The 21,846-nt window shown below is 48.1% G+C and carries 16 protein-coding genes; 9 read left to right on the top strand and 7 right to left on the bottom strand.

The window, feature by feature from the left end; genetic code table 11:
* Positions 1 to 429 precede the first annotated feature (429 nt).
* Complete coding sequence (locus tag EJO50_RS10155) at positions 430 to 1,257, bottom strand: PhzF family phenazine biosynthesis protein (RefSeq protein WP_125973851.1); 828 nt, start codon at positions 1,255 to 1,257, stop codon at positions 430 to 432.
* 219 nt (positions 1,258 to 1,476) lie between these two features.
* Between EJO50_RS10155 and pcnB the strand changes: the two genes are divergently transcribed.
* From pcnB to EJO50_RS10195, 8 genes are all read left to right on the top strand, one after another.
* Positions 1,477 to 2,787 carry a polynucleotide adenylyltransferase PcnB gene (gene pcnB, locus EJO50_RS10160; RefSeq protein WP_125973853.1) on the top strand — a complete coding sequence of 437 codons (1,311 nt, stop codon included), beginning with the start codon at positions 1,477 to 1,479 and terminating at the stop codon, positions 2,785 to 2,787.
* Positions 2,788 to 3,025: 238 nt separating this feature from the next.
* Positions 3,026 to 3,526, top strand: a complete 501-nt coding sequence (gene folK, locus EJO50_RS10165; RefSeq protein WP_125973855.1) for a 2-amino-4-hydroxy-6-hydroxymethyldihydropteridine diphosphokinase — start codon at positions 3,026 to 3,028, stop codon at positions 3,524 to 3,526.
* Positions 3,527 to 3,577: 51 nt separating this feature from the next.
* A complete protein-coding gene (gene panB / locus EJO50_RS10170; protein WP_125973857.1) occupies positions 3,578 to 4,369 on the top strand; it encodes a 3-methyl-2-oxobutanoate hydroxymethyltransferase in 792 nt (263 codons plus the stop codon).
* Positions 4,370 to 4,434: 65 nt separating this feature from the next.
* Positions 4,435 to 5,274 (top strand): pantoate--beta-alanine ligase, encoded by an 840-nt coding sequence (gene panC / locus EJO50_RS10175; protein WP_125973859.1) that lies wholly within the window; start codon positions 4,435 to 4,437, stop codon positions 5,272 to 5,274.
* A 338-nt stretch (positions 5,275 to 5,612) separates the two neighbouring features.
* Positions 5,613 to 8,135, top strand: coding sequence for a serine/threonine-protein kinase (locus EJO50_RS10180; RefSeq protein WP_125973860.1), 2,523 nt, complete (start codon positions 5,613 to 5,615; stop codon positions 8,133 to 8,135).
* On the top strand, positions 8,128 to 8,958 hold the full coding sequence (locus EJO50_RS10185) for a Stp1/IreP family PP2C-type Ser/Thr phosphatase (RefSeq protein ID WP_206434363.1): 831 nt from the start codon (positions 8,128 to 8,130) through the stop codon (positions 8,956 to 8,958). Before EJO50_RS10180 ends, EJO50_RS10185 begins: the two co-directional genes overlap by 8 nt.
* An 82-nt stretch (positions 8,959 to 9,040) precedes the next feature.
* Complete coding sequence (locus EJO50_RS10190; protein ID WP_125973862.1) at positions 9,041 to 9,709, top strand: FHA domain-containing protein; 669 nt, start codon at positions 9,041 to 9,043, stop codon at positions 9,707 to 9,709.
* Between the two features lie 697 nt (positions 9,710 to 10,406).
* Positions 10,407 to 11,171, top strand: coding sequence for an MBL fold metallo-hydrolase (locus tag EJO50_RS10195; protein ID WP_125973864.1), 765 nt, complete (start codon positions 10,407 to 10,409; stop codon positions 11,169 to 11,171).
* 162 nt (positions 11,172 to 11,333) lie between these two features.
* On the opposite strand, the gene EJO50_RS10200 is transcribed toward EJO50_RS10195, so the two are convergent.
* The 3 genes from EJO50_RS10200 to EJO50_RS10210 form a co-directional block, all read right to left on the bottom strand.
* On the bottom strand, positions 11,334 to 11,696 hold the full coding sequence (locus tag EJO50_RS10200; protein WP_164521485.1) for a toxin-activating lysine-acyltransferase: 363 nt from the start codon (positions 11,694 to 11,696) through the stop codon (positions 11,334 to 11,336).
* 809 nt (positions 11,697 to 12,505) lie between these two features.
* Positions 12,506 to 14,080, bottom strand: a complete 1,575-nt coding sequence (locus EJO50_RS10205; RefSeq protein WP_125973866.1) for a cyclic-di-GMP receptor FimW-related protein — start codon at positions 14,078 to 14,080, stop codon at positions 12,506 to 12,508.
* A gap of 2 nt (positions 14,081 to 14,082) precedes the next feature.
* Positions 14,083 to 14,493 carry an HIT family protein gene (locus tag EJO50_RS10210; RefSeq protein ID WP_125973868.1) on the bottom strand — a complete coding sequence of 137 codons (411 nt, stop codon included), beginning with the start codon at positions 14,491 to 14,493 and terminating at the stop codon, positions 14,083 to 14,085.
* Positions 14,494 to 15,055: 562 nt separating this feature from the next.
* On the opposite strand from EJO50_RS10210, the gene EJO50_RS10215 reads away from it, so the two are divergent.
* Positions 15,056 to 15,382: a hypothetical protein gene (locus EJO50_RS10215; RefSeq protein ID WP_125973870.1), complete on the top strand. Its 327-nt coding sequence runs from the start codon at positions 15,056 to 15,058 to the stop codon at positions 15,380 to 15,382.
* Between the two features lie 366 nt (positions 15,383 to 15,748).
* Here EJO50_RS10215 and EJO50_RS10220 read toward each other — a convergent pair whose 3' ends face one another.
* The 3 genes from EJO50_RS10220 to EJO50_RS10230 all read right to left on the bottom strand — a co-directional run bounded on the left by EJO50_RS10220 (position 15,749) and on the right by EJO50_RS10230 (position 21,542).
* Positions 15,749 to 19,657, bottom strand: coding sequence for a DUF3683 domain-containing protein (locus tag EJO50_RS10220; protein WP_125973872.1), 3,909 nt, complete (start codon positions 19,655 to 19,657; stop codon positions 15,749 to 15,751).
* Between the two features lie 381 nt (positions 19,658 to 20,038).
* Positions 20,039 to 21,055, bottom strand: a complete 1,017-nt coding sequence (locus EJO50_RS10225; protein WP_125973874.1) for a tetratricopeptide repeat protein — start codon at positions 21,053 to 21,055, stop codon at positions 20,039 to 20,041.
* A 115-nt stretch (positions 21,056 to 21,170) separates the two neighbouring features.
* Positions 21,171 to 21,542: a hypothetical protein gene (locus EJO50_RS10230; RefSeq protein ID WP_164521486.1), complete on the bottom strand. Its 372-nt coding sequence runs from the start codon at positions 21,540 to 21,542 to the stop codon at positions 21,171 to 21,173.
* Between the last annotated feature and the right edge of the window lie 304 nt (positions 21,543 to 21,846).

Genomic DNA, 21,846 nt, shown 5'->3' on the forward strand with positions numbered 1-21,846 from the left:
AGTTGTAAATCACACGCAAGCATAAGCTTGCCACCTCGCTAATTCGAATCTCAGACCATCAGCAAACTGCGGCCTTTATGCTTTTTTGCTGTCAAAAATTCAAACTATTCCAAATTGATTTTTTATCTGTTGGTAAGCCGTAGTTTAGCCTCCAAAAAAACCGGAACGGGTCCAAACACCTGCTGAAGCCATTTTGGAACAGCAGAATAGCCTGGGCAGAAATGCGGTTGTTTTTGATAACACAGATAGCATGAGCAGCTGGGTAATTTATTCAGCTCCAAACGCACTGGCAGTGCCCTGACAAATGCATCACCTCCGCGCATTCAATCAAGCGAACGAAACTCACACCATTTGAGAAACAGCAACATGCCAGCCTGGGCATTGGCCTGGCCTTGATGGCGGTCAATGTTCAAAGCAATCTGCACACACCTAAAGCCTAATCTCCCCCTGACCAACCTCCACCACACGCCCGCCCACCTCTACCTGACACTCTGCACCAATGCTTAGCCGCAGATGAGCCAGGCGACCCACGCTATGGCCTTGGATCATGGTCGCGGCAAAAGGCAGAGTGATACCCTGTTCTAGTAAATAACCACCCAAATTGGCACAGGCAGAGCCGGTACCATGATCTTCCACAATCTGCCCGTGCAGCAACCAGAAATAACGGGCGATAATGTCGCCATCCTGCCAGGCCCAGACTAAAGTGCCGTCCCGGTTACGCCCTTGCAGCACCACCTCGCTAAAATGCCGGCTGCTGGGCTGGCAGGCCTGCACGTCGGCGGCGCTGTTGAGCGGCACAATCAGCTGCTCGGTACCACTATCCATAAACAGAGCTGGCCCGGCAAAAGCTTGCTGCGGCAAACCAAGAGCCAGGCCTAGTTCGGCAGCAGCTGGCCCGGCGCGATGCATGGCGGGGGTGGCGCAAAGTGTGACAACATCGCCAGCAAAGCGTAGCGGAATCACTCCGGCCTTCAGCTCTAAAGTCAGCTCGGCCTGTCCGTCGCGAATTACCGCTGCGGTACCCAGGCTGGGGTGACCGGCAAAAGCCATTTCATTGATCGGGGTAAAAATTCTGACCTTGGCACTAGCTATGCAAGATGGGAAGACAAAAGTGGTTTCAGATAAATTAAGCTGCGTCGCTAATAATTGCATAGTGGCATCATCCAGCCCGCTGGCGTCAGTAAACACAGCCAAAGGGTTGCCGGCAAAAAAACTCTCAGCAAAAACATTTACTAAACGATATGAATAAGTAGGCATCGTTTGCTCTCGTTATATTTGATAAAGCCACAATCTATGGCCACAGCATGCGGCATAAATATGGCAAAAAATAGTAGCAGATAAGCGATAAAACACCATGAAAGTGTGTGCACGTGGGATCAGTTGGAAAACAATTGCCAACGCCTTTCTCAGACATCAGAGCCAAGGTCTGTATAATACGGCCGGACGCTTCGCAATTCGCCCTTACTTGGTTCAAAGATGATTCGTAAATTGATCGGCAAGGTTTTACGCCGCCCAGGCAAACGTGTGCTTCACGCAAAACACTACGGCATTCGCCGTGACCAACTTCATTCTGGCGCACTCAAAGTGTGCGATCGCTTGCAAGATGCTGGCTTTGAAGCCTACATCGTTGGCGGTGCCATACGGGATTTGATGCTGGATAAATCACCCAAAGATTTTGATGTGGCCACCAGTGCCACGCCAGAGCAGGTACGCCACGTATTCCACCGCTCGCGCATTATTGGCCGCCGTTTTCGCATTGTGCATGTGCCCTTTGGTGAAGAAATCATCGAAGTCACCACCTTTCGTGGAGCAAGCGAAGCCCCGACTGACGCTTCGGGCCGCATCTTGCGCGACAATGCCTATGGTGATATTGAAGAAGATGCTTCCCGCCGTGATTTCACCGTCAACGCGCTGTATTACAACCCGCGCACAGAGGAAATTCTGGACTTCCACCATGGCGTGTCTGATCTGGAAAACAAACGCCTGACTATTATCGGCGACCCGGATATACGTTACCGCGAAGACCCGGTGCGGATGTTGCGCGCCATTCGTCTTTCGGCCAAGCTAGGTCTGAGTATTGCACCTGCTACCAAAACACCGATTCTGATTCACGCCAAGCTTCTGGAAAACATCCCTTCAGCACGTTTATTTGATGAAATGATGAAGCTGTTATTGTCCGGCAGTGCATGGACGTGTTTGATGTCGTTGCGCGAAAATGGCCTGCATAAGCTGCTGTTTCCTCTATTAGAAAAACAACTCTCCAGGCCCGATACCACCACTTTTTTACGCAAAGCTTTAGAGAGTACCGATCAGCGCATTAATGAAGACATGCCTGTTTCTGCCGGTTATATTTTTGCAGCCCTGCTCTGGCATGAAGTAGAAGCTGACTGGATTAAACGTCAGGCTGCGGGTGAATATCCTGTGCCCGCCCTTGTTGAAGCCATGAATACGGTTGAGAGCAAGGTGCAAAAGCGCATGGCGATTCCGAATCGCTACGGCGCGGCCATGAAAGAGATCTGGCTGTTGCAACCGCGTTTTGAGCAGCGTGTAGGCACTCGCCCATGGCGCTTGATGGAGCAACAACGCTTTCGTGCAGCCTACGACTTTTTGATGCTGCGCGCAGAGTGCGGCATGGTTGAAAACTCGCTGGGTGACTGGTGGACGCGTTTTCAGAATGCCGACGAAGACACACGCATGGCCCTGATGGCTGCCGCTACGGACAAACCAGCGGGAGCGCATGCCAAAAAGCGCCGCCGCCGTAAGCCAAACAACCCGAAAGGCGAATAAATAAAGCCCAGATCCTAGGTATCAGGGCATCCGCCCTGAGGAAAAAATGCCTGGAAAAAAGCAGCTTTTTTTCTAGTGGGGTCTGAAGTTTCACAGTCCGACCAGTAAAATCATCAGAACAATGAATCAAAACCTGGCCCTGATGATTTTCTGTGTTCCGCTTCTCAACTCTGGCTTCTCCGTGTCTACAGACCGCAGATTTTGGGGGTCTTTTTTTAAATAGGTAATGGATTACCCAATGAGTACGGTCGCTTTTATCGCGCTGGGTGCCAATCTGGGCCAACCTGCTTTGCAGTTGCAACACGCGTTGGATCTGCTCGCCAAACTGCCACAAAGCCAGCTGCTACAGCAATCCAGCTTTTACAGCAGCAGTGCCGTCGGTTACACCGATCAGCCCGATTTTATCAATGCCGTTGCTAAACTAAAAACCTGCCTTAGCGCCGCAGCGCTATTGCAGGCCATGCTTGCTATCGAAGCCGAATGCGGGCGGCAGCGTACTTTTCAGGACGCACCACGGACCTTAGATTTAGATCTGCTGCTCTATGGCGACGCCCAGATCCGGCAAGATCATCTGATCGTGCCGCACCCGCGCATGCATCAGCGCGCTTTTGTATTACACCCGCTTACCGAAATTTCCCCCGATATTTTTATTCCCGGACTGGGGCCAGCCAGTGCCTTTTTGCCGCTGGTAGCCGATCAGCAACTATCCGTACTTACAGCAGGCAAACCTCTGGGGTAGACTTGCTGCATTGCGTCACAAACGCCAAACTCCCATGGATTACCCATTACCATGAAAACCACTGTTAGTACCTTGCAGAACATGAAGCAAGCCGGGCAAAAAATCACCATGCTCACTTGCTATGACGCCAGCTTTGCCAGCCTGCTAGACGACGCGGGTGTAGAAATCCTGCTGATTGGCGATTCGCTTGGCAACGTCATTCAAGGTCACACCTCTACCCTGCCCGTCAGCCTTGCCGATATGGTTTACCACACGCACTGTGTGGCACGCGGCAGCAAAGATGCGCTTGTGCTGGCAGATTTGCCTTTTGGCAGCTATCAGGTTTCCCCGCAGCAAGCCTATGCCAGCGCTGCCGAGCTGATGGCAGCAGGTGCGGAAATGGTTAAGCTCGAAGGCGGCATGATCATGACTGAAACAGTTGATTTTCTGGCTAATCGCGGCATTCCGGTTTGCACCCATATTGGCTTGCAACCACAGTCAGTTAATATTTATGGTGGCTATAAAGTACAGGGCAAAAGCGAATTTGATGCCGAAGTGCTTAAACGCGACGCCCTCGCTCATCAAGCCGCAGGCGCAGCAATGGTACTGATGGAAATGGTGCCAGCTCATGTGGCCAAAGCCGTTACCGAAGCACTGACCATCCCGACAATTGGGATTGGTGCAGGCGTGGATGTCGACGGCCAAGTACTGGTCTTGCACGATATGCTAGCCGTTTACCCCGGCAAAAAAGCCCGCTTCGTCAAAAACTTTATGGCAGGCAGCCACAGCATTCAAGCCGCTGTTGAAGCCTACGTCAAAGCAGTAAAAGGCATGACCTTCCCTGCTGACGAACATAGCTTTTAAGCTCCGATCACCATCTGTTAGGGCGGGTTAAAACCCGCCCTAAGCTTTTTTGAATACGGTTACTTATGAAAATCATCCATAGCATTGAAGAACTGCGCGCCTGGCGTGCCACCGTGGGCACGGTTGCCTTTGTGCCCACCATGGGCAATCTGCATGCGGGTCATATGACCCTGATTGATGCGGCGCGTAAAGAAGCCGAGCATATCGTGGTCAGCATCTTTGTAAACCGCCTGCAGTTTGGTCAGGGTGAAGATTTTGAAGTTTACCCACGCACCTTAGAGCAAGATGCCGCGCTAATTGCAGCGCAAGGCGGTGTAGATGTAATTTTCGCGCCGGACGAAAAAGTGCTCTACCCCAAGGTGATCCAGCAGTATCAGGTTGAGCCGCCAGCCATACAGGACGAGCTGTGCGGCGCATTCCGCCCGGGGCATTTTCGCGGAGTAGCGACAGTGGTTACCAAACTCTTTAATATCGTTCAGCCCAATGTGGCCTGTTTCGGCAAAAAAGATTACCAGCAGCTTTTTGTCATTAAAAGTATGGTGGAAGACCTAAACCAGCCCGTGAAAATTGTATCTGTAGACACAGGCCGTGCAGCAGATGGCTTGGCGCTTTCTTCCAGAAATGGCTATCTCAGTGCGGCGCATAAGCTTGAAGCCACCCGCATTTATCATCATTTAAGCCGTATGAAAGCCGCTATTGAAGCGGGTGAGCGTGATTACGAGCGCCTCAGCGCAGAAACCACCGGCGACTTACTGGCACGCGGCTGGGTCAGCGTTGATTACGTAGAAATGCGTAATGCACTGACACTAAAACCAGCTGCTGTCACAGATCACCAGCTGGTAATCCTGATCGCCGCACGCCTTGGCCACACCCGCCTGATCGATAATATCGAAATCAGCTTATAATCGTGCCGGGCAAGAAAAATATGCTGTAGCTTACCCGCACAGACGTACGCTATAGCAATTTGTAAAATGCCACGTGGGCACGCGTGCCCACCCTACTAAAGTCTGTTGGCTTAAAGACGCCCTTCAGCCGCCTTGCTATTTCCGCATCAAAAAATCCCCACCTGATCACGCCCCCAATAAGCCAGGCAAACTTAAGCCACGCCAAGGCAATGCACTCGGCTGCTTGCAAAAAACTTATTACCAAGATAAGGCAAGATATAGCTTCTTCTACTAAATTAAGGGAATAGCGACAGATTAAACGGCCCCAACATGCCCCATTTTTCTATATCGATACCGCAATGAAAGCCTCTTTCTGGAACAAAGACGGAGTGATCGGTGCAGCTGTGCTGCTGGTATATCTGACAGCCCTACAGTTTACCTCCTTGATTTTTGCTTTAGAGCAACGTGCTTACGATGTGGGCGTAAAGCTGACTTCCCGAAATGCAGATACCCGCATTGCCGTTATTGCCATCGATCAAACCAGTATCGATCATATTGGGCGCTGGCCCTGGCCGCGTGAAATTCATGCGCAACTGATTGATAAGCTGGCTGACGCAAAAACTAAAGTCATTGCGACCAGTGTGTTATTTACCGAAGAGCCCAAAGAGCGCGGGCTGGTTTATATCGAAAAACTATACCGCCTGTATAAAGAAGACGCATCGGCCCCCAATAGTGTGACGTGGACAACGATGGGCTCCGTCTTTAACGAAGCAGTAGTTAAGCTTAATGTGGATCAGCAGCTGGCAAACAGCATCGCCAAAGCAGGTAATGTGATCTTGGCTATGTCATTTGAATTGGGCCAAGCAGCAGGTGAGCCTGATAAACCCCTCCAGGGCGCAATCAGAAAATGGAAGTTAGAAACCAGTGACCACCCTGCCAACGACTGGCTCACCTCGGCCAGGACAGACCAGCCTTTAAAGAGTATTGCCGATGGTGCAGCTGGCGTAGGCGGCAACAGCATCGTACCCGATCATGATGGCGTAGTGCGCAGCATTCCACTTGCTACGCGTTACTCCAACCGGATTTACCCGACTTTTCCCCTCCTGGCTGCCGCTACCGGCCTGAATCTGGCCCCCAGGCAAATCAAACTAACGCTGGGTGAATCAATTACGCTGGGTAATGTACGCCTGCCTGTCAGCAGTAATGCAAGCTTCCGGCCTTACTTTTACCCCGCTCAAAATGGTAAAGCCCCCTTTTCGGTCGATTCTTTTTACGATGTGCAGGCAGGGAAAATCCCTCTCGATAAATACAAAGACAAAATCATCCTGATTGGCACAACGGCACCGGGGGTAGCTCCATTGTTGATCACGCCGGTTTCCCCCGGAGAGGCTCCGGTTATTATTGCAGCCCACACCTTATCCAGCCTATTGCAACAACACTACTTTGTATCGCCTCAGTGGAATCCCCTGCTTTCACTGGCACTGGCGCTTTTAATCACCCTTTATCTGTGCCTGATATTGCCACACCTCAAAGCAGGCTCCGCCGCTATGCTGACCGGAGCACTGTTTTTGCTGCTGCTCATCAGTCATTTTGTGCTGATGACCCAATCCATGCTATGGATTCATTTAATGGGGCCAGCCAGCCTGTTGCTGCTCGGTTATGGTGTGCTCACGACCAAGCGTTATCTGTCCAATGAGCAAACAGAAGAAAAATCGACGGCAGAATCTGCCGAATCTAACCGAATGCTAGGCATGGCTTTTCAGGGGCAGGGACAGCTGGATATGGCTTTTGAAAAGCTCTCCAAAGTGCCTTTAGATGACGGCATGATGGGCGTTTTATATAATCTGGCGCTGGATTTTGAAAGAAAGCGCCAATTTGATAAAGCCAAAATGGTTTACCAATATATGGCTGGCCACAATCCCAAATACCGCGATCTGGAAGCAAAATTAAAACGCGCACACCAGATATCTGAAACCACAGACAGCAGCAGTGGCGGCATTAATGGCAGCATGCTGCTGGAAGACGGTAGCGTAGAAAAGCCCATGCTGGGACGTTATCAGGTAGAAAAAGAGCTGGGCAAAGGGGCAATGAGCATTGTTTATCTAGGTAAAGATCCCAAAGTTGGCCGCGATGTGGCAATTAAAACGATCTCGCTCTCGCAAAAATTTGAACCTGATCAGATTGATGAAATACGGCAATCTTTCTTGGAGGAGGCCGAAAACGCAGGGCGACTCAACCACCCCAACATCGTCACTATTTTGGGCGCAGGAGAGGAACACGATCTCTGCTATATCGCCATGGAGCATCTCAAAGGCGCAAATTTACAAGCCTACACCAAGGTGGACCATTTATTGCCATTGCTAGATTGTGCAAGTATCGTCGGGAAAGTTGCGCAAGCCTTACAGTATGCCCATATACAGCATATCGTCCACCGCGGTATCAGGCCCGCCAACATTATGTATGAGCCTTCCGAAAAAATCGTCAAAATCACCGACTTTGGCATTACACGGATCAGCGATTCAAATAAAACACACACTGCCATCATGACGGGGGCACTGTCCTATATGTCACCCGAGCAGCTTTCGGGCAAAAAAATGGATGGCCGCTCCGATTTATTTTCCCTGGGGGTCGTGCTCTACCAGCTCAGCACCGGCAGTCTGCCCTTTACCGGTGAATCAACGGCGGAGCTTATATACAAAATAATTAATGATGCACCGCAAGACCCAAGGCAGATCAATCCTCTGTTACCCCCCATGCTCGCCGCCATTATTATGAAGGCTTTACAAAAAGACGAAACGACTCGTTTTCAGACCGGCGCACATTTTGCTGCTGCTATGGCTAAACTAGAAGCAGGATTACGTACAAGAGAAGCCAATGCCTAACCTTTCACAAGCGCTGGATATGGCAGGCGTAACAGACTCCGGCTTGCATCGCGATCATAATGAAGACACCATTCACTTTGATGCAAAAAAAGGCCTTGTGGTACTGGCGGATGGGATGGGCGGTTATAACGCGGGTGAAGTGGCCAGCGGTATCGCAGTAGAAATGATTTGCCATGTGGTGCATGATGCGATGCAATCCAGTTTTCCCCTGCATTTGCCAAGACCAAACAGCCTCTGGCCTGCCGCACACGATGTGCTGATGGCTGCCGTCCACTATGCAAATCAGTCCATCTACAGCACGGCACAAAGCCAGCCCCAATGTGCAGGAATGGGCACCACTCTGGTCTGCGCGCTGTTTTATGATTCCCGCCTTGCCGTCGCCCATGTGGGCGACTCCAGGCTTTACCGCCTACGGGGCGAGGAGTTTATTCAGCTAACAAGAGATCATTCTTTTTTACAAGAGCAAATAGACAGCGATATCATCACCCCTGAAGAAGCACGGCACTCTACTTATAAAAATCTGGTTACCCGGGCAGTAGGGATAGAGAGCAGCGTACAGGCCGAGTTACACGAATACGCTGTTTTACCCGGCGATATTTATTTATTCTGCTCCGATGGCCTCAGCGATATGGCTGATGATCATGATATTGCAGATAGCATTACGGCCTTCAGTAGTAATTTGGAGCTCAGCAGCACGCAGTTGATTCAGCTGGCTAACGATATGGGGGGAAAAGATAATATTTCTGCCATTTTAGTAAAAGTAAAAGAAGCTTTTCCGGCCAATACAGGTTTGTGGTCAAAAATGAGTGCCTGGTTTACCTAGTCAGATTCTGTTTTCAGAGCGATGCTTTTAAAATAAAAATTGCTCGATAAGCGGGTCTTTTATCCAAGAAGAGAAACAAATTATGGCCAAAATCGTTCTTAGTCTGGACGGCGTTTTAATTAAAGAAATCAAACTCAACAAAGAGCGGCTCACCATTGGCCGCCGCCCGGGTAATGATTTACAAATCGATAACCTGGCAGTTTCGGGAGAGCATGCAGTATTAATCATGCAAGGCTCGAATGTATTTATTGAAGATTTAAACAGCACCAATGGCACTAAAGTTAATTATCACGAAATTCAAAGAGAGCGGCTTCAAGAAGGCGATGAAATTCTTGTCGGCAAGCATATTTTGCGTTACGTCAGCGAAAAAATTGCTGACGATCCCGATTTTGAAAAAACAGTCATGATGGAGCGCCCCCCAGCCAGAACAAAACCGGTGCATCCCCCTATGCAGCTCACCCCCACCTCGGCAGATACACCGCATCAGCCACTGGGTGTGATTAAAGTAATGTCCGGAGCCAATGCTGGAAAAGAGCTGGAACTCAATAAAAAACTCACCTCCCTTGGCAAAACGGGAGTGCAGGTCGCCGTTATCACCCAAAGACCGCAGGGCTATTTCTTAACCCATGTAGAAGGTGATAAACACCCTTCTATCAATAAAAAAGAAATTGGTATTCAGGCTCATTTACTTCAAGAAAAAGACGTTATCGAGCTGCTGGGCATCGAAATGACGTTTTTCTATCGCAGCTAGGGATAAAAGCCCGTTTTTGCAAACACGGGCACAAGCATCTCCTTAGAGCATTACTTACGGGTTCTGATCTATACCCTTGACGCTTCCCCTGCCCCCTGGTGTCTAGTACGGAAAAGGCAGGGGAGCCGGCAGCATTGAGCCAGAAATGGTAGCCCCCGAGCTGAATATCAACGCACACGTTGCCAGAGCGCTTAGCCATCCTTAAAACAAATGATTTACCCGCAGGACCCAGACAAATTTTGAAGGGCAGCATCTGCCGTACTCGCTTACCCAGCCTGCAGCAGGGCATGGCGGAAATGCCCCTGTTTACGGTGGCATGGTCACGTTTCTTTAATAACAAAGGTAAAATATCTTCAAGACAGGCTGGCAGGTGAGTTAAGCCACTTTAGAAACCCGGGCCGCAATTTATCAGCTACCCCCACAAACCAGCCTGCAATTTCTGCGGATATAGGCATCAATACCAGAAATATAACGATCAGTGATATGGGATCCAAATTCCGAATGAATTACACTATAAGGTGAGCAGAAGCGAAATCTTGCCGAAATACAGCCGCTTACTTTACAGAAAGTAACAACAAAAACCGGGCATGATCCTTACAGTAATGCACTTAGACAGAATCTAAAATTTCAGGCGTGATCCACCTAGCAGTAACCGGGATGGCGTACATCAATTTGACAGCCAACAGCAGGCCTCTCAATGCACTTACAAATACTGGGGTGTAGTGGCGGAATCGGGGGTGCAAACCGCAGCACCTCTTTTTTACTTAACGATTCGATCCTGATCGACGCAGGAACCGGAGTAGGAGACCTGAGCTTTACGGCGCTTACCCGTATTGAACATGTTTTCCTTACCCATGCCCATCTTGATCATATTGCCTGCCTGCCTATGCTGGCCGATACCATACTGGGCAGCCGAAGCGCTCCGCTCACCGTTTATGCCAGTAAGGCCACATTAGACGCGTTAAAAAAACATATTTTCAATTGGGCCATCTGGCCCGACTTTAACAAAATACCCAATAGTGAAGCCCCTTTTCTACGCTATGCCACACTGGAGACAGGGCAATCTTGCTGCATAGAAAAATGCACCATTACCGCCATCCCCGCAGTACACACCGTGCCTGCCGTTGGTTATCAACTCGATAGCGGGCAAAACTCAATTATTTTTAGCGGTGATTCGGTTTGCAGCCCCGCTTTCTGGGACATCGTCAACACCACCGGCAACCTCGGCCACTTGATCATCGAAACAGCATTTAGCAATCGTGAATACCAGCTCGCCAATACGGCCAAGCACTTTTGCCCCCTTACATTACTAGAACAGCTCAAAAATTTGAGCCGCCCTTGCCAAATATGGGTAACCCACTTAAAACCTGCCGACTCTGAGCTAACTATGCAAGAAATACTGCAGGATAACAAAGACTTGAATATCCGCAGATTAGAGCAAAATCAGGTGATCAATTTTTAGCCCTTTCCGGCCAGCGCATGCCTCATCACACTTTAAGCCCGTAAATACAGCCAGACTATAGTAATCAAATAATCATTTAATCGCCCACATCCCCAATACCCCAACATGGCTGGCCAGCTGTAATCGAGCCGCTCTCCATTCTGCTAAAGCACGAATTTGCTGCTACAAAGAATCAGATAATGTTGATTGTGCATTGGTCAACTCTAAAATGGTGGTGCCCTCATTCCATTCTGACGGATGCAAAACAAATCGTGGGCCATGGCTATATCGATGAAGTGTTTCTTCATTTACAAATGCCCACGTAATGTATGCGCTTGGTGATACCTCTCCGTCATTTTGCAAAAACAAAAATTGGTCATGTAAAACAGCGGGCTTGATCCAATGCAAAAACGACTTAATATCAAGGTCTTTTCTTAAAGCATCTTGACTGCACAGCTCAACCATCGCCCCGATATACATTTGAAAATATGGCTTAAGCTTTTCAGAAGAGGATTTAATCCCTGCATTTATAGTGCTTATGCTCATAGCATCACCTGGCAACCGGATAAACCACCTAAAGAAAACTGCGAAGTAAAATATACACCCGGAAAACATCCTGATGAAATGCATTATATTTACGTTGATTATATTTAAATATCTTAAATCAAATAAAATATACATATCTTTAACGAAAATGTATTTCATAAGTATTAAATAAAAACAAAATTCAATAACATTATTATATGGCGCTTATAAAAAACAACAATCAATTATTTAATTGATGTGTTTTATTTTAAAAAAACCGGGGAAATTAAAATAAAAAACCATATCTTGCAAGAAAAGACATAATTTCTAAAAATGATTTTTGTTATTTTTTAAAAAAGCAACTAAAATTTTACACATAACTGTATATCAAAAATTTAGATTAAAACATATTCTGATCACATGCTTTAGCTGCAAATTGGATCAAAAATAAAAATAGATAAGATTAATCTGAATAAACAATATTTAATCACTAACCTCTTCTAAAAAATTCTTATGCAAAAAAATAAAATAGGCCATCAAAAACTACAAATCCTTATAACAAGACTCACCAAAGGCATCATAATCAAAACGGATTTAAACTCACCCCCAGGTAAGTGACGAAAAACACGAATGAAGTACTGGAGAATCATTGCGAGACGGGCATGATCATTGAGCTATCTTATGATCAAGCAGGCTTTAAAGAAGTGGACTACGCCGATTCAAAACCAGCTCTTGGTTCTGAATCGGTTTGTCATAGAGGTTGATGACCGGCAGAGCAATCACCAATGATATCACTAGTATTTACATAAAGAGATTCACAGATTTCTTGTTCACAACTTTTGCTCAGTAAAATGCACACGCTCAAAGTTGCTGCCGTATTCCACGATGCGAACAAACTTCACTCTAATAGTTTGTTCACCATTCCATAGTTCGCACTGCCGGTCCGCCCTGAACCAGCCATTTGGCAAAAGCAATGTTTGCGGGGCTTTTAAAATAGGCATGGCCGGTAGCCAGACAATATTTGTATATTCGGGTGTAGCCCGAGCAGGCTCACAAGGCCGGATAGCTGCGGCTTTAGGTAGGCCCGGCAATAAAACCAAGTTCAAATACAAACGGCCTTCGCTTTCTTCCAGCCAGCGCACCACGCCTGCCAGATGATGAGCAGAAGACTTCACCACCATCAGCTGATTCAGGCTGATACGCTCTCCCTGAGCTGCCATACGGCTTAAACGCAGGCTCTGTGCTGTTTCATTCAGCACATCCCATTGCTCTGCCGGTGGCAAAGACTGTAACTCGCTACTTTGCCGGGAAGTGGTGAGATCACCAAACAACTGGATATTGATTAAATTACGGCTGCCTGCTTTTATAGCGTCTTCAGCCGGCGGGGTATAATCAGCATCGGCCACATGACGATGCTGCGCAGGCAAAGCTAAAATCAGTGATACGGTACGCGGCTTCGCCTCACAGGGTGCACGCTCGGTACCATGCTCGCACCAAAGATGGTAAAGATCGGACAAAACATCCAGAGCAACTTGCGGGCCAAGCTCACTGCCCAGACCCAGTTTTTCCGGTAATTCGCCCTTGCGCAGCAATTTAATGCGTTTGGATAGGACTTGTGCCAGTGCCAGGGTATCAATCTCGCGAATATCCGGCCCTTCTTTAGGCTGGACATAACGCTGGGGGCTCCCTGGCTCTGCCAGATTGATCTGCAAAGGTGTTTTTCCCGGCAAAGCAGGCGCTTGCCGTGCAATCTGACTGCGTATTGAAAACAATTCCAGTATTTGATCAATCCACAACAGACGCCGCAAAGTATGCTGATTTGAATGAGCTGCAGAAAGTAGCAGAGTATGGATAAAGACGGCTTGTACCGTGGTCGAATCACCCGCGCTAAGCAAGCTGTCTTTTACTTTTTTAGCCGTAATCTCCAATTGCTCGGCATGCCGGTAAAAGCTGAATATTTTTGCCCAAATTACATCTGGCACTCTTCGCCCGACCAGACAGTAACAGCGCACCACAAAACCCATGCAGCGAACAGCGCGCTCGGCAAGCAAAGGCAAAAATTCAGAAATAGGTGAATCATCAGCCAGAGCATCTTGCCAGCAGCGCACATAGGCATCAGCCATAGCCTCCCATAGCTTACTGGCGGCTTGCCACTGTGCCTGCTCTGAAGCACTCAGCGGCAATGGTTTTGCTGCATATTCATGCGATAGCGCAAACTGTACATCATGTACCGAGCTGCGCAATATTTCCAAAGATTTAAGCGCCTCCAGCGGAGCCATATTACCTTCGGCCAGCGTTTCCATTGCACCACACAATTCTGCATGTGCCACATGAGTATTCATCAGTGGTAATAAAATTAGCCAGTCTTTCGTGCTGCGGGCATCTGTAAATGGAGGATAATTCATCGTTATATGGCCTGCAAAGCGATTCTGAGAGCCAGTAACTGTTTGGCAGATACCTTAGATTCCACCTCTGGTCTGGCCGCCTCAGCCCAAATGGGCGCGGGGAAATGACGATCCTCTTTAAAGCGGGGAATAAGATGCCAGTGTAAATGCGGTACCATATTGCCCAGGCTGGCTAAATTTACCTTATCAGGCTGTAGTGTGCTGCGAATGGCCGATTCCACCGCAAAAACCAGCTGCATCAGCCGTTGCCTGTCCTGAGCATTTAAGTCGCTAAACTCTGCCGTATGCTGTTTTAAGATAACACGGCAAAAACCAGGGTATCCCGGCTCATCAACCAGCACTACACGGCAAAAATCATCCTGCCAGAGTATTTCTCCACCGCTATCACTGCACAGCACACAATCTGAATTCATTATATTATTCCTGTTTATTTGCGTCATTATAGGCAGAGCATTCACCCAAATAAGCGGCTGCTATTCTAACTCCGCCACCCGGCTGCCGCTATCGGTAGCAACCATAACCTTACACCATAAAAATATATCGCCTTTGGCGCGAAATCTAACAAATCGCCCAGGAAAAGCTGCTCAAAGCGGCCGCAATCTCAGTACAATCAATTATTTCAAGCACAATAATTACCAATCCGATATACAACTAGCTTTTATACGATAACTGAGAACGCCAATTACCACCATTTCAAGTCATTCGCGCCGATTGGGTGCTTATGCTATTGCGGCCCCACTATTTATTCGAATATATTCTGCGCCGTCCCCTACCATTTAATGGCTACAACATTCGCCATATTGTTAATATCTCCGGCACCGGCCATTAGATTTCTGGTACCGACAAGAGTAGAGATTAAAATGGAGCACGGTAACCTTAAATCAGAAAACCCCGCAGGGGAAATTACCTATTATTTCAGCATGGTACATAAAAGTGGGATACCCTATAATATCAAAATACTAAAGGAAAATAAAAATGAACCTGATCTTTGTTTGGACAATAATACTAATACCAGGCTTAACCATTAATTTAATCATTCACAAATGGTGCTTAAAAAAACAAACAAAAAAATCATCTGAAATATGGCTACTCATTTTTAATGGTATTTTCTTTTCTCCATTTATTGGATTAATTATATTTTCAAACTCAAATGGCGGATATGGTGCAGGGCTTGCTGCTGTGCTTATCCCTTTGGTAAATACCGGTTTAAGCATATTATTAATTTTTTATGTAGCATTAAGCAATCGCCCAGAGCCAGAAATGCACCCATCTTCATCGGCAAATTTTAAAACGGATCAATAATATTCTTTATGCAACTGAGAATAAACATACAATGGCCAGCTCATTCCCTCTAGTCAACTGTAACACCACCTGCCTTGCACCCATGATCTTCACTGTATTTTGGCCAATAACAAGCATTGCCCTCATTGGGATGCTGATTATTAGCGCATTTCATATCAAAAAAGACGCAGGAAAAATATTGCTAACCAGCGCTATTATTCTTATATTTTGGTGGGCCAATATTCTTATATAAAGATGCGCAATACATCTCTTTGGACAAACTAAAGTAAAAATGTCAGCTCCTAATCAATACATAGGCACAAAGGCATACCGCCTTACAAGCAAATCATAAAAAATGGGCACATCATTTGTGCCCATTTTATTAAATTACAACAATACCCGCTCAATTCCACCATTTCTGACTTTTTCTACATATTCCGGCATCCAGTTTGCACCTAATACCGTTTTGGCGATTTCTACCACGATGTAGTCAGCAGTGGTGCCTGAATCGTCATTGTAGCGGCTCAAACCCTGCAGGCAAGATGGGCAGGAGGTGAGGATTTTGACTGCCACGGGCTTAGCGCCTGGATCTTGCAGAGCTGCCCCAGATTCAGCCCGCAGCTTATCTGCGCCCTTTTTCATTTCCTCTTCTTTTCTGAAGCGAACCTGCGTGGCGATTTGCGGCTTGGATACGCCAAAGGTGCCTGATTCACCGCAGCACCGATCATTCAGCTCTACTTTCTGCCCCATCAGTTCATTGGCCACATCAATGCCTTTATAAGTCTTCATCGGTGTATGGCATGGCTCGTGATACATATAGCGATCACCGCTTACACCTTCCAGTTTCACGCCTTTTTCCAGCAGATATTCGTGAATATCCAAAAGACGGCAGCCGGGGAAAATCAGCTCAAACTGATACTTTTGCAGCTGATCCATACAGGTACCGCAAGACACAATCACCGTTTTGATATCGAGGTAATTAAGCGTGGTGGCAAGGCGATGGAATAACACGCGGTTATCCATAGTGATCTTATCGCCCTTATTTTTTTCACCCCCCGCTGCCTGTGGATAACCGCAGCAAAGATAACCCGGCGGCAGCACTGTCGTTGCGCCCACATGCCAGAGCATGGCTTGCGTAGCCAGGCCCACCTGACTAAATAGGCGCTCCGAGCCGCAACCGGGGAAGTAAAACACTGATTCCTGCTCCTCTGGTCTATTGAGGCGCTGCGGGTCCCGTATCACCGGTACCACGGTTGCGTCTTCCACATCCAGCAAGGCGCGGGCTGTTTTTTTGGGTAAGCCACCCGGCATAGGCTTATTAATGAAGTGGATCACCTGCGTTTTGATCGTCGGCTTACCCACGGTAGCGGGCGGCGACTTTAAAGCAGGCTTAAGTAAGCCCATGCGCTTGGCTACGGTGTGCGCCAGACGCTGGCCTTTATAACCCCACTCAATCGTTACCTTACGGATCAGCTTGATGGTGGCCGGATCTTTAATGGTTAAGAAGCCCATACCCAGCGCGGTAACAGGGTTAAATTTCTTTTTGCCTTCTTTGCGCAGAAAATTACGCATGGCGATCGATACATCGCCAAAATCAATATTTACCGGGCAGGGATTCACACAGCGATGACACACCGTGCAATGGTCAGCCACATCCCCCAGTTCGTCAAAATGCCTGAGCGATACGCCCCGGCGGGTTTGCTCCTCGTATAAAAACGCTTCGGTGAGTAATCCCGTAGCCAGAATTTTATTACGCGGGCTGTATAGCAAATTAGCTCGCGGCACATGGGTGGAGCAAACCGGCTTGCACTTACCGCAGCGCAGACAGTCTTTAACGCTATTGCTGATCTCACCGATATCGGACGCTTCTAAGATCAGCGATTCAGCCCCCAGCAGACTGAAAGATGGCGTATAGGCATTGGCCAGATCCGCGCCCGGCATCAGCTTGCCTTTATTAAAGTGGCCGTTCGGGTCAACCCGCTGCTTATACGCTTCAAACGGGGCCAGTTCTTCGCGCGTCAAAAACTCATATTTAGTGATACCAATGCCGTGCTCGCCGGAAATCACACCATTCAGATTTCTGGCCACGCCCATAATCCGAGCCACGGCATGGTGAGCACGCTGCAGCATTTCGTAATCGTCAGAATTCACCGGAATATTGGTGTGCACATTGCCGTCGCCAGCGTGCATATGCAAGGCAACCCAGGTACGGCCTTTCAGCACTTTCTGCTGGATGGCAAACACCAGCTCCATAATGGATTTATCGGTGCGGCCGGAAAACAGTGTTTCCAGCTCGCCCAATAGCTCACGCTTCCAGCTCACCCGCAGCACAAAATCACGCAGTGCTAAAAAGACGCTTTGCGGAATATCATCGCCGATCAGCTCTTTTTCTAAAGGCATGGTTGGGAACGCGGCGCGATACAGCTCGAATGAATCATCGAGGTGATCAAAAATCCACTGCCAGTGCAGCCGTGATTTAGCAATCAAATCAAGGGCAGTTTCACGTCTGTCGCCAATAAACTCTTCAGCACTGACTGGCGCATCCCCGGCATCCACCGGCAAGCGACCGTGGGCAAAAAAGTCTTGCAGCTTATCAAGCAGTTCCAGCTTGCTGGTCAGCGACAGCTCAATATTGATGCGCTCGATCGCATCGGAATACTCGCCAAGGCGTGGCAGCGGAATCACCACATCTTCGTTCACTTTAAAGGCATTGGTATGGCGGGCAATGGCCGCAGTGCGGGCGCGATCCAGCCAGAATTTTTTACGCGCTTCCGGCGTAATGGCCACAAAACCTTCACCACCACGCACATTCGCCAGCTGCACCACATGGCTCGATGCCTGCCCCACCGCGTCTTCGTCATCAGACACCAGATCGGCGATCAACACCATTTTGGGCCGGCCACGGCTTTTAGCCTTGGTGGCATAGCCCACGGCGCGCACATAGCGCCAGTCCAGATGCTCTAAACCGGCCAGCTGCACACGAGGATGCGCATCCAGATAATCTTTGATTTCTACAATTGATGGCACGGCACGGCTTACTTCGCCAAAGAATTCCAGGCACACCGTACGCACATGTGCAGGCATGCGGTGCAGCACAAAACGGGCGCTGGTAATCAGCCCGTCAGTGCCTTCTTTTTGAATGCCTGGCAGGCCGGAGAGAAATTTATCGGTAACGTCTTTACCCAAGCCTTCCTTACGAAATTGACTACCAGCAATCACCAGGTTTTCATCGCTGATCAGCGTTTTGCCATCAGGCTTAAATTTGCGAATCCGGAATGTAGCTTGTTTGGCATCATGGATCTTGCCCATATTGTGATCCATACGCTCGATAAACATCCAGTTACCGTCCGGATCAACCATCTTCCAGCTCACCAGATTATCCAGCGCCGTGCCCCACAGTACGGCTTTTTTACCCCCCGCATTCATCGCCACATTGCCGCCAATGCAAGATGCATCAGCCGAGGTCGGGTCAACCGCGAACGCCAAACCGGCCGCTTCAGCGGTTTCCATTACCCGGCGGGTAACCACACCTGCACCGCACTGAATGGTGGCAACGATGCCAGCCACACCGGGGATTTCACGGTATTCAATACCGTTGTGCTGATCCAGTTTTTCGGTGTTGATCACCGCAGAAAGTGCCGTCAGCGGCACGGCACCACCGGTGTAACCCGTACCACCGCCACGCGGGATAATTGTCAGCCCTAGCTCGATACAGGCCGCCACCAAAGGTGCCATTTCTTCTTCGGTATCGGGAGCCAGCACCACAAAAGGGTATTCAACACGCCAGTCAGTGGCGTCAGTTACGTGGCTCACCCGCGCCAAACCATCGAAACAAATATTGTCATTGCGGGTAATGCGGCCCACTTTTTTAAGCACTTTGCGGCGTAGTAAAGCCACATCAATAAACTCGCGCTCGAAACACTTCACCGCCTCACGGGTGCGATCAATCAAAAACGCAACCTGTGTGTTTTCCTGACGGCGCTTCTCGATCTCGTGCACACGGTGATGCATGGCCTCGGTCAGCATATTCAGACGTTTAGGATTATCGAGTAAATCGTCTTGCAGATAGGGGTTGCGCCTCACAACCCAGATATCCCCCAGAACTTCAAACAACATTCTGGCGGAGCGGCCAGTTTTACGTTGCTGGCGCAAATCATCAAGCACCTGCCAGGCATCATCCCCAAGCAAGCGAATCACAATCTCGCGATCGGAAAATGAAGTGTAGTTGTAAGGAATTTCGCGCACACGATCATGCACAGGCTGCGGAAGGGTGGGAGTAGTAATAGGCTCGGCCATGGAGGACTCTTGGGGCTTACTGGATCATGGGAGCGTTGATTCTAGCGGAAAACCCTCATTGTCATAGCCCCATTTTTTTTAGGGACACCAATCCCGCCCCCTTAAACTCCCGTTTTCAATAGCTTAGCCCTGTATCAAAAACGAAAAATCTTCACATTAATGCAACAAAATGACGTACTTTTACTACCAATTTTTACTCTAAAAATCGTATAACGCACTTAAAAAAACAGATATCTGACCAGCACCCAAACCAATACAAATTTATCTGGCAAATACGAAGATTGATATTGCAATGGCATCATAGCAAAGTGCAAGAAGCATTAAACTCTTTTCTGACTGACCAACAATGAAACACAGATTTAATCAAAGCGTAAACAGGCCTCAGTTTGGAACAGGCAAATCCATTTCCATTGATCTTAGTTGTGCCGAAGCCGATTGCTCTAAAAGTAAAGAGCGTAAATGCCTGTGTGTTGCCTCATGTTTTTCATGCAAATCAGGCTGATTCATTTTTTGATAAATGACAGCAAAAGCCTCATGAATCTCCGCCAGTAAATACTGAGACTCTATCACCTCTGCCAGGTTAAATGCCCTTTGCAACTCATCCAAACCAGCCTCATACTCTGCATTAGCCAGGGAGCAGCGCCCTAATGCTAATAAATTGGCCGCTTCATTCCAGGTGTTGATATGTAAGCGATTAATTTTGAGTGCAACCAGAAAATTCATTCTGGCTCTTTCAATATCACCGCGTGCTAATCGAATTAAACCAAATACACTGTAAACCTCAGCCTCCAGCTCATAATTATCTTCGGCCCTCACTAAGGGTAATGCTTGTCTGGCAATTGCCATTGCATCATCCAGACGATTCAAACGAAATAAATCCACGGCAATATTAATCAGGCAGATACTTTGGTAATTAGCATCATGCTCTTTTTTTGCTAAATCCTGCGCCATTTTATGATGAATTAATGCCACTTCAAATTGCTCATGAGCATAATATAGCTGCCCCAAACCTATGTGAGCACAAAGGCGCTGAGTAGTTTCAATGGCCTGGGCAGAGAGCTCAAGGCAATGGCACCAGTACCGAGCCGCGCTTTCATATTCACCGAGGGTATAGGCATGCCTGCCCATCAATTGCAGTGCCTCACCGTGCCACACGCCCAGCTCATCGGTTTCTGCAATACCTAAAACTTTGTCCAGAACATCAATGGCCTCCCTGTGCCGCCCCAAAAGCTGCAGAACACTGGAATAAACCGTCAGCGCTGCCGCTTCGCTAAAACGACACCCCATTTCCACAGCCAAATCTCTTGCCTGCGTTGCAAAAGTGAGTGAATCAACGCTACGCGAAGAGATTAACTTCTTAGCTTGCTGAATAAGCTGATCAACAGAGGACACAAGCATTATTTACACCAAGTTAGCTTTTAGTTTACGAATGAAATTTTAATACTCTAAAAGTATTGAAACCATGTGCACTGCAGCATTGCACACTATGTAACACGTGCCATGAGCCGGGATTTCACACGATAATCCACACAGCAAACAACTCCGGTAAGCCGGATATATACAGATTGGTAGCAGCCGTATTCATACTCTGCCAGCTCTTTATTTCCAGCTCGCTGATAGGCCATAGATAGTAATTGATGAGCGTCCATAAGCTGCCTGGCAAACCCCATTTCCAGCGCCTGTTCCTGTGCATTTTAAAACAAGAAATCGCCTCTTCTGTTTGCTTGTCGGCTAAAAAAAACCTGCCTCGCAGCAATTGCTGCAAAACATCGCCCCATCGCCACTTTTTACAACTTGCCCCTGCTTGCATAAGCCTTAGCTTGGCAACCTCCAGCTTATGGATTTCCAACGCAATCTTAGCCATATAAAGGTAAATCTCACCCATAAACTCCTGAACACAGGCTTGCTGCGCATGGAGATAGGCCATCACCAGTACGAGCAAAAGAAAACGGTAAGCGAGAATAAGACAGTGTAAGGCGGGCAAGTAGCTCAACATCAGCTAACTTATAATCACTGAATAAAAAGCACGCCTCTTCCACACAACGCAGTGCGGAAGCTGGATCAGGAAGCGCTAAGCGATCACCTTCGCTTAATGATCTTAATATTTCAGCATACTGAGGCATATTCAGGCCTGAGTGAAGTAAAGCCTGTGAGAGTATTCTGTTTAATTCCCTGACTCAACACTCTTT

Origin of the sequence: Iodobacter ciconiae, assembly GCF_003952345.1 — a bacterium.
In the GTDB taxonomy this organism is placed as follows: Bacteria; Pseudomonadota; Gammaproteobacteria; order Burkholderiales; family Chitinibacteraceae; genus Iodobacter; species Iodobacter ciconiae.

Excerpts from the sequence above, each read along its gene's own strand:
- EJO50_RS10155 (WP_125973851.1), bottom strand. The coding sequence starts at position 1,257 with ATGCCTACTTATTCATATCGTTTAGTAAATGTTTTTGCTGAGAGTTTT.
- pcnB (WP_125973853.1), top strand. The coding sequence starts at position 1,477 with ATGATTCGTAAATTGATCGGCAAGGTTTTACGCCGCCCAGGCAAACGT.
- folK (WP_125973855.1), top strand. The coding sequence starts at position 3,026 with ATGAGTACGGTCGCTTTTATCGCGCTGGGTGCCAATCTGGGCCAACCT.
- panB (WP_125973857.1), top strand. The coding sequence starts at position 3,578 with ATGAAAACCACTGTTAGTACCTTGCAGAACATGAAGCAAGCCGGGCAA.
- panC (WP_125973859.1), top strand. The coding sequence starts at position 4,435 with ATGAAAATCATCCATAGCATTGAAGAACTGCGCGCCTGGCGTGCCACC.
- EJO50_RS10180 (WP_125973860.1), top strand. The coding sequence starts at position 5,613 with ATGAAAGCCTCTTTCTGGAACAAAGACGGAGTGATCGGTGCAGCTGTG.
- EJO50_RS10185 (WP_206434363.1), top strand. The coding sequence starts at position 8,128 with ATGCCTAACCTTTCACAAGCGCTGGATATGGCAGGCGTAACAGACTCC.
- EJO50_RS10190 (WP_125973862.1), top strand. The coding sequence starts at position 9,041 with ATGGCCAAAATCGTTCTTAGTCTGGACGGCGTTTTAATTAAAGAAATC.
- EJO50_RS10195 (WP_125973864.1), top strand. The coding sequence starts at position 10,407 with ATGCACTTACAAATACTGGGGTGTAGTGGCGGAATCGGGGGTGCAAAC.
- EJO50_RS10200 (WP_164521485.1), bottom strand. The coding sequence starts at position 11,696 with ATGAGCATAAGCACTATAAATGCAGGGATTAAATCCTCTTCTGAAAAG.
- EJO50_RS10205 (WP_125973866.1), bottom strand. The coding sequence starts at position 14,080 with ATGAATTATCCTCCATTTACAGATGCCCGCAGCACGAAAGACTGGCTA.
- EJO50_RS10210 (WP_125973868.1), bottom strand. The coding sequence starts at position 14,493 with ATGAATTCAGATTGTGTGCTGTGCAGTGATAGCGGTGGAGAAATACTC.
- EJO50_RS10215 (WP_125973870.1), top strand. The coding sequence starts at position 15,056 with ATGAACCTGATCTTTGTTTGGACAATAATACTAATACCAGGCTTAACC.
- EJO50_RS10220 (WP_125973872.1), bottom strand. The coding sequence starts at position 19,657 with ATGGCCGAGCCTATTACTACTCCCACCCTTCCGCAGCCTGTGCATGAT.
- EJO50_RS10225 (WP_125973874.1), bottom strand. The coding sequence starts at position 21,055 with ATGCTTGTGTCCTCTGTTGATCAGCTTATTCAGCAAGCTAAGAAGTTA.
- EJO50_RS10230 (WP_164521486.1), bottom strand. The coding sequence starts at position 21,542 with ATGGGTGAGATTTACCTTTATATGGCTAAGATTGCGTTGGAAATCCAT.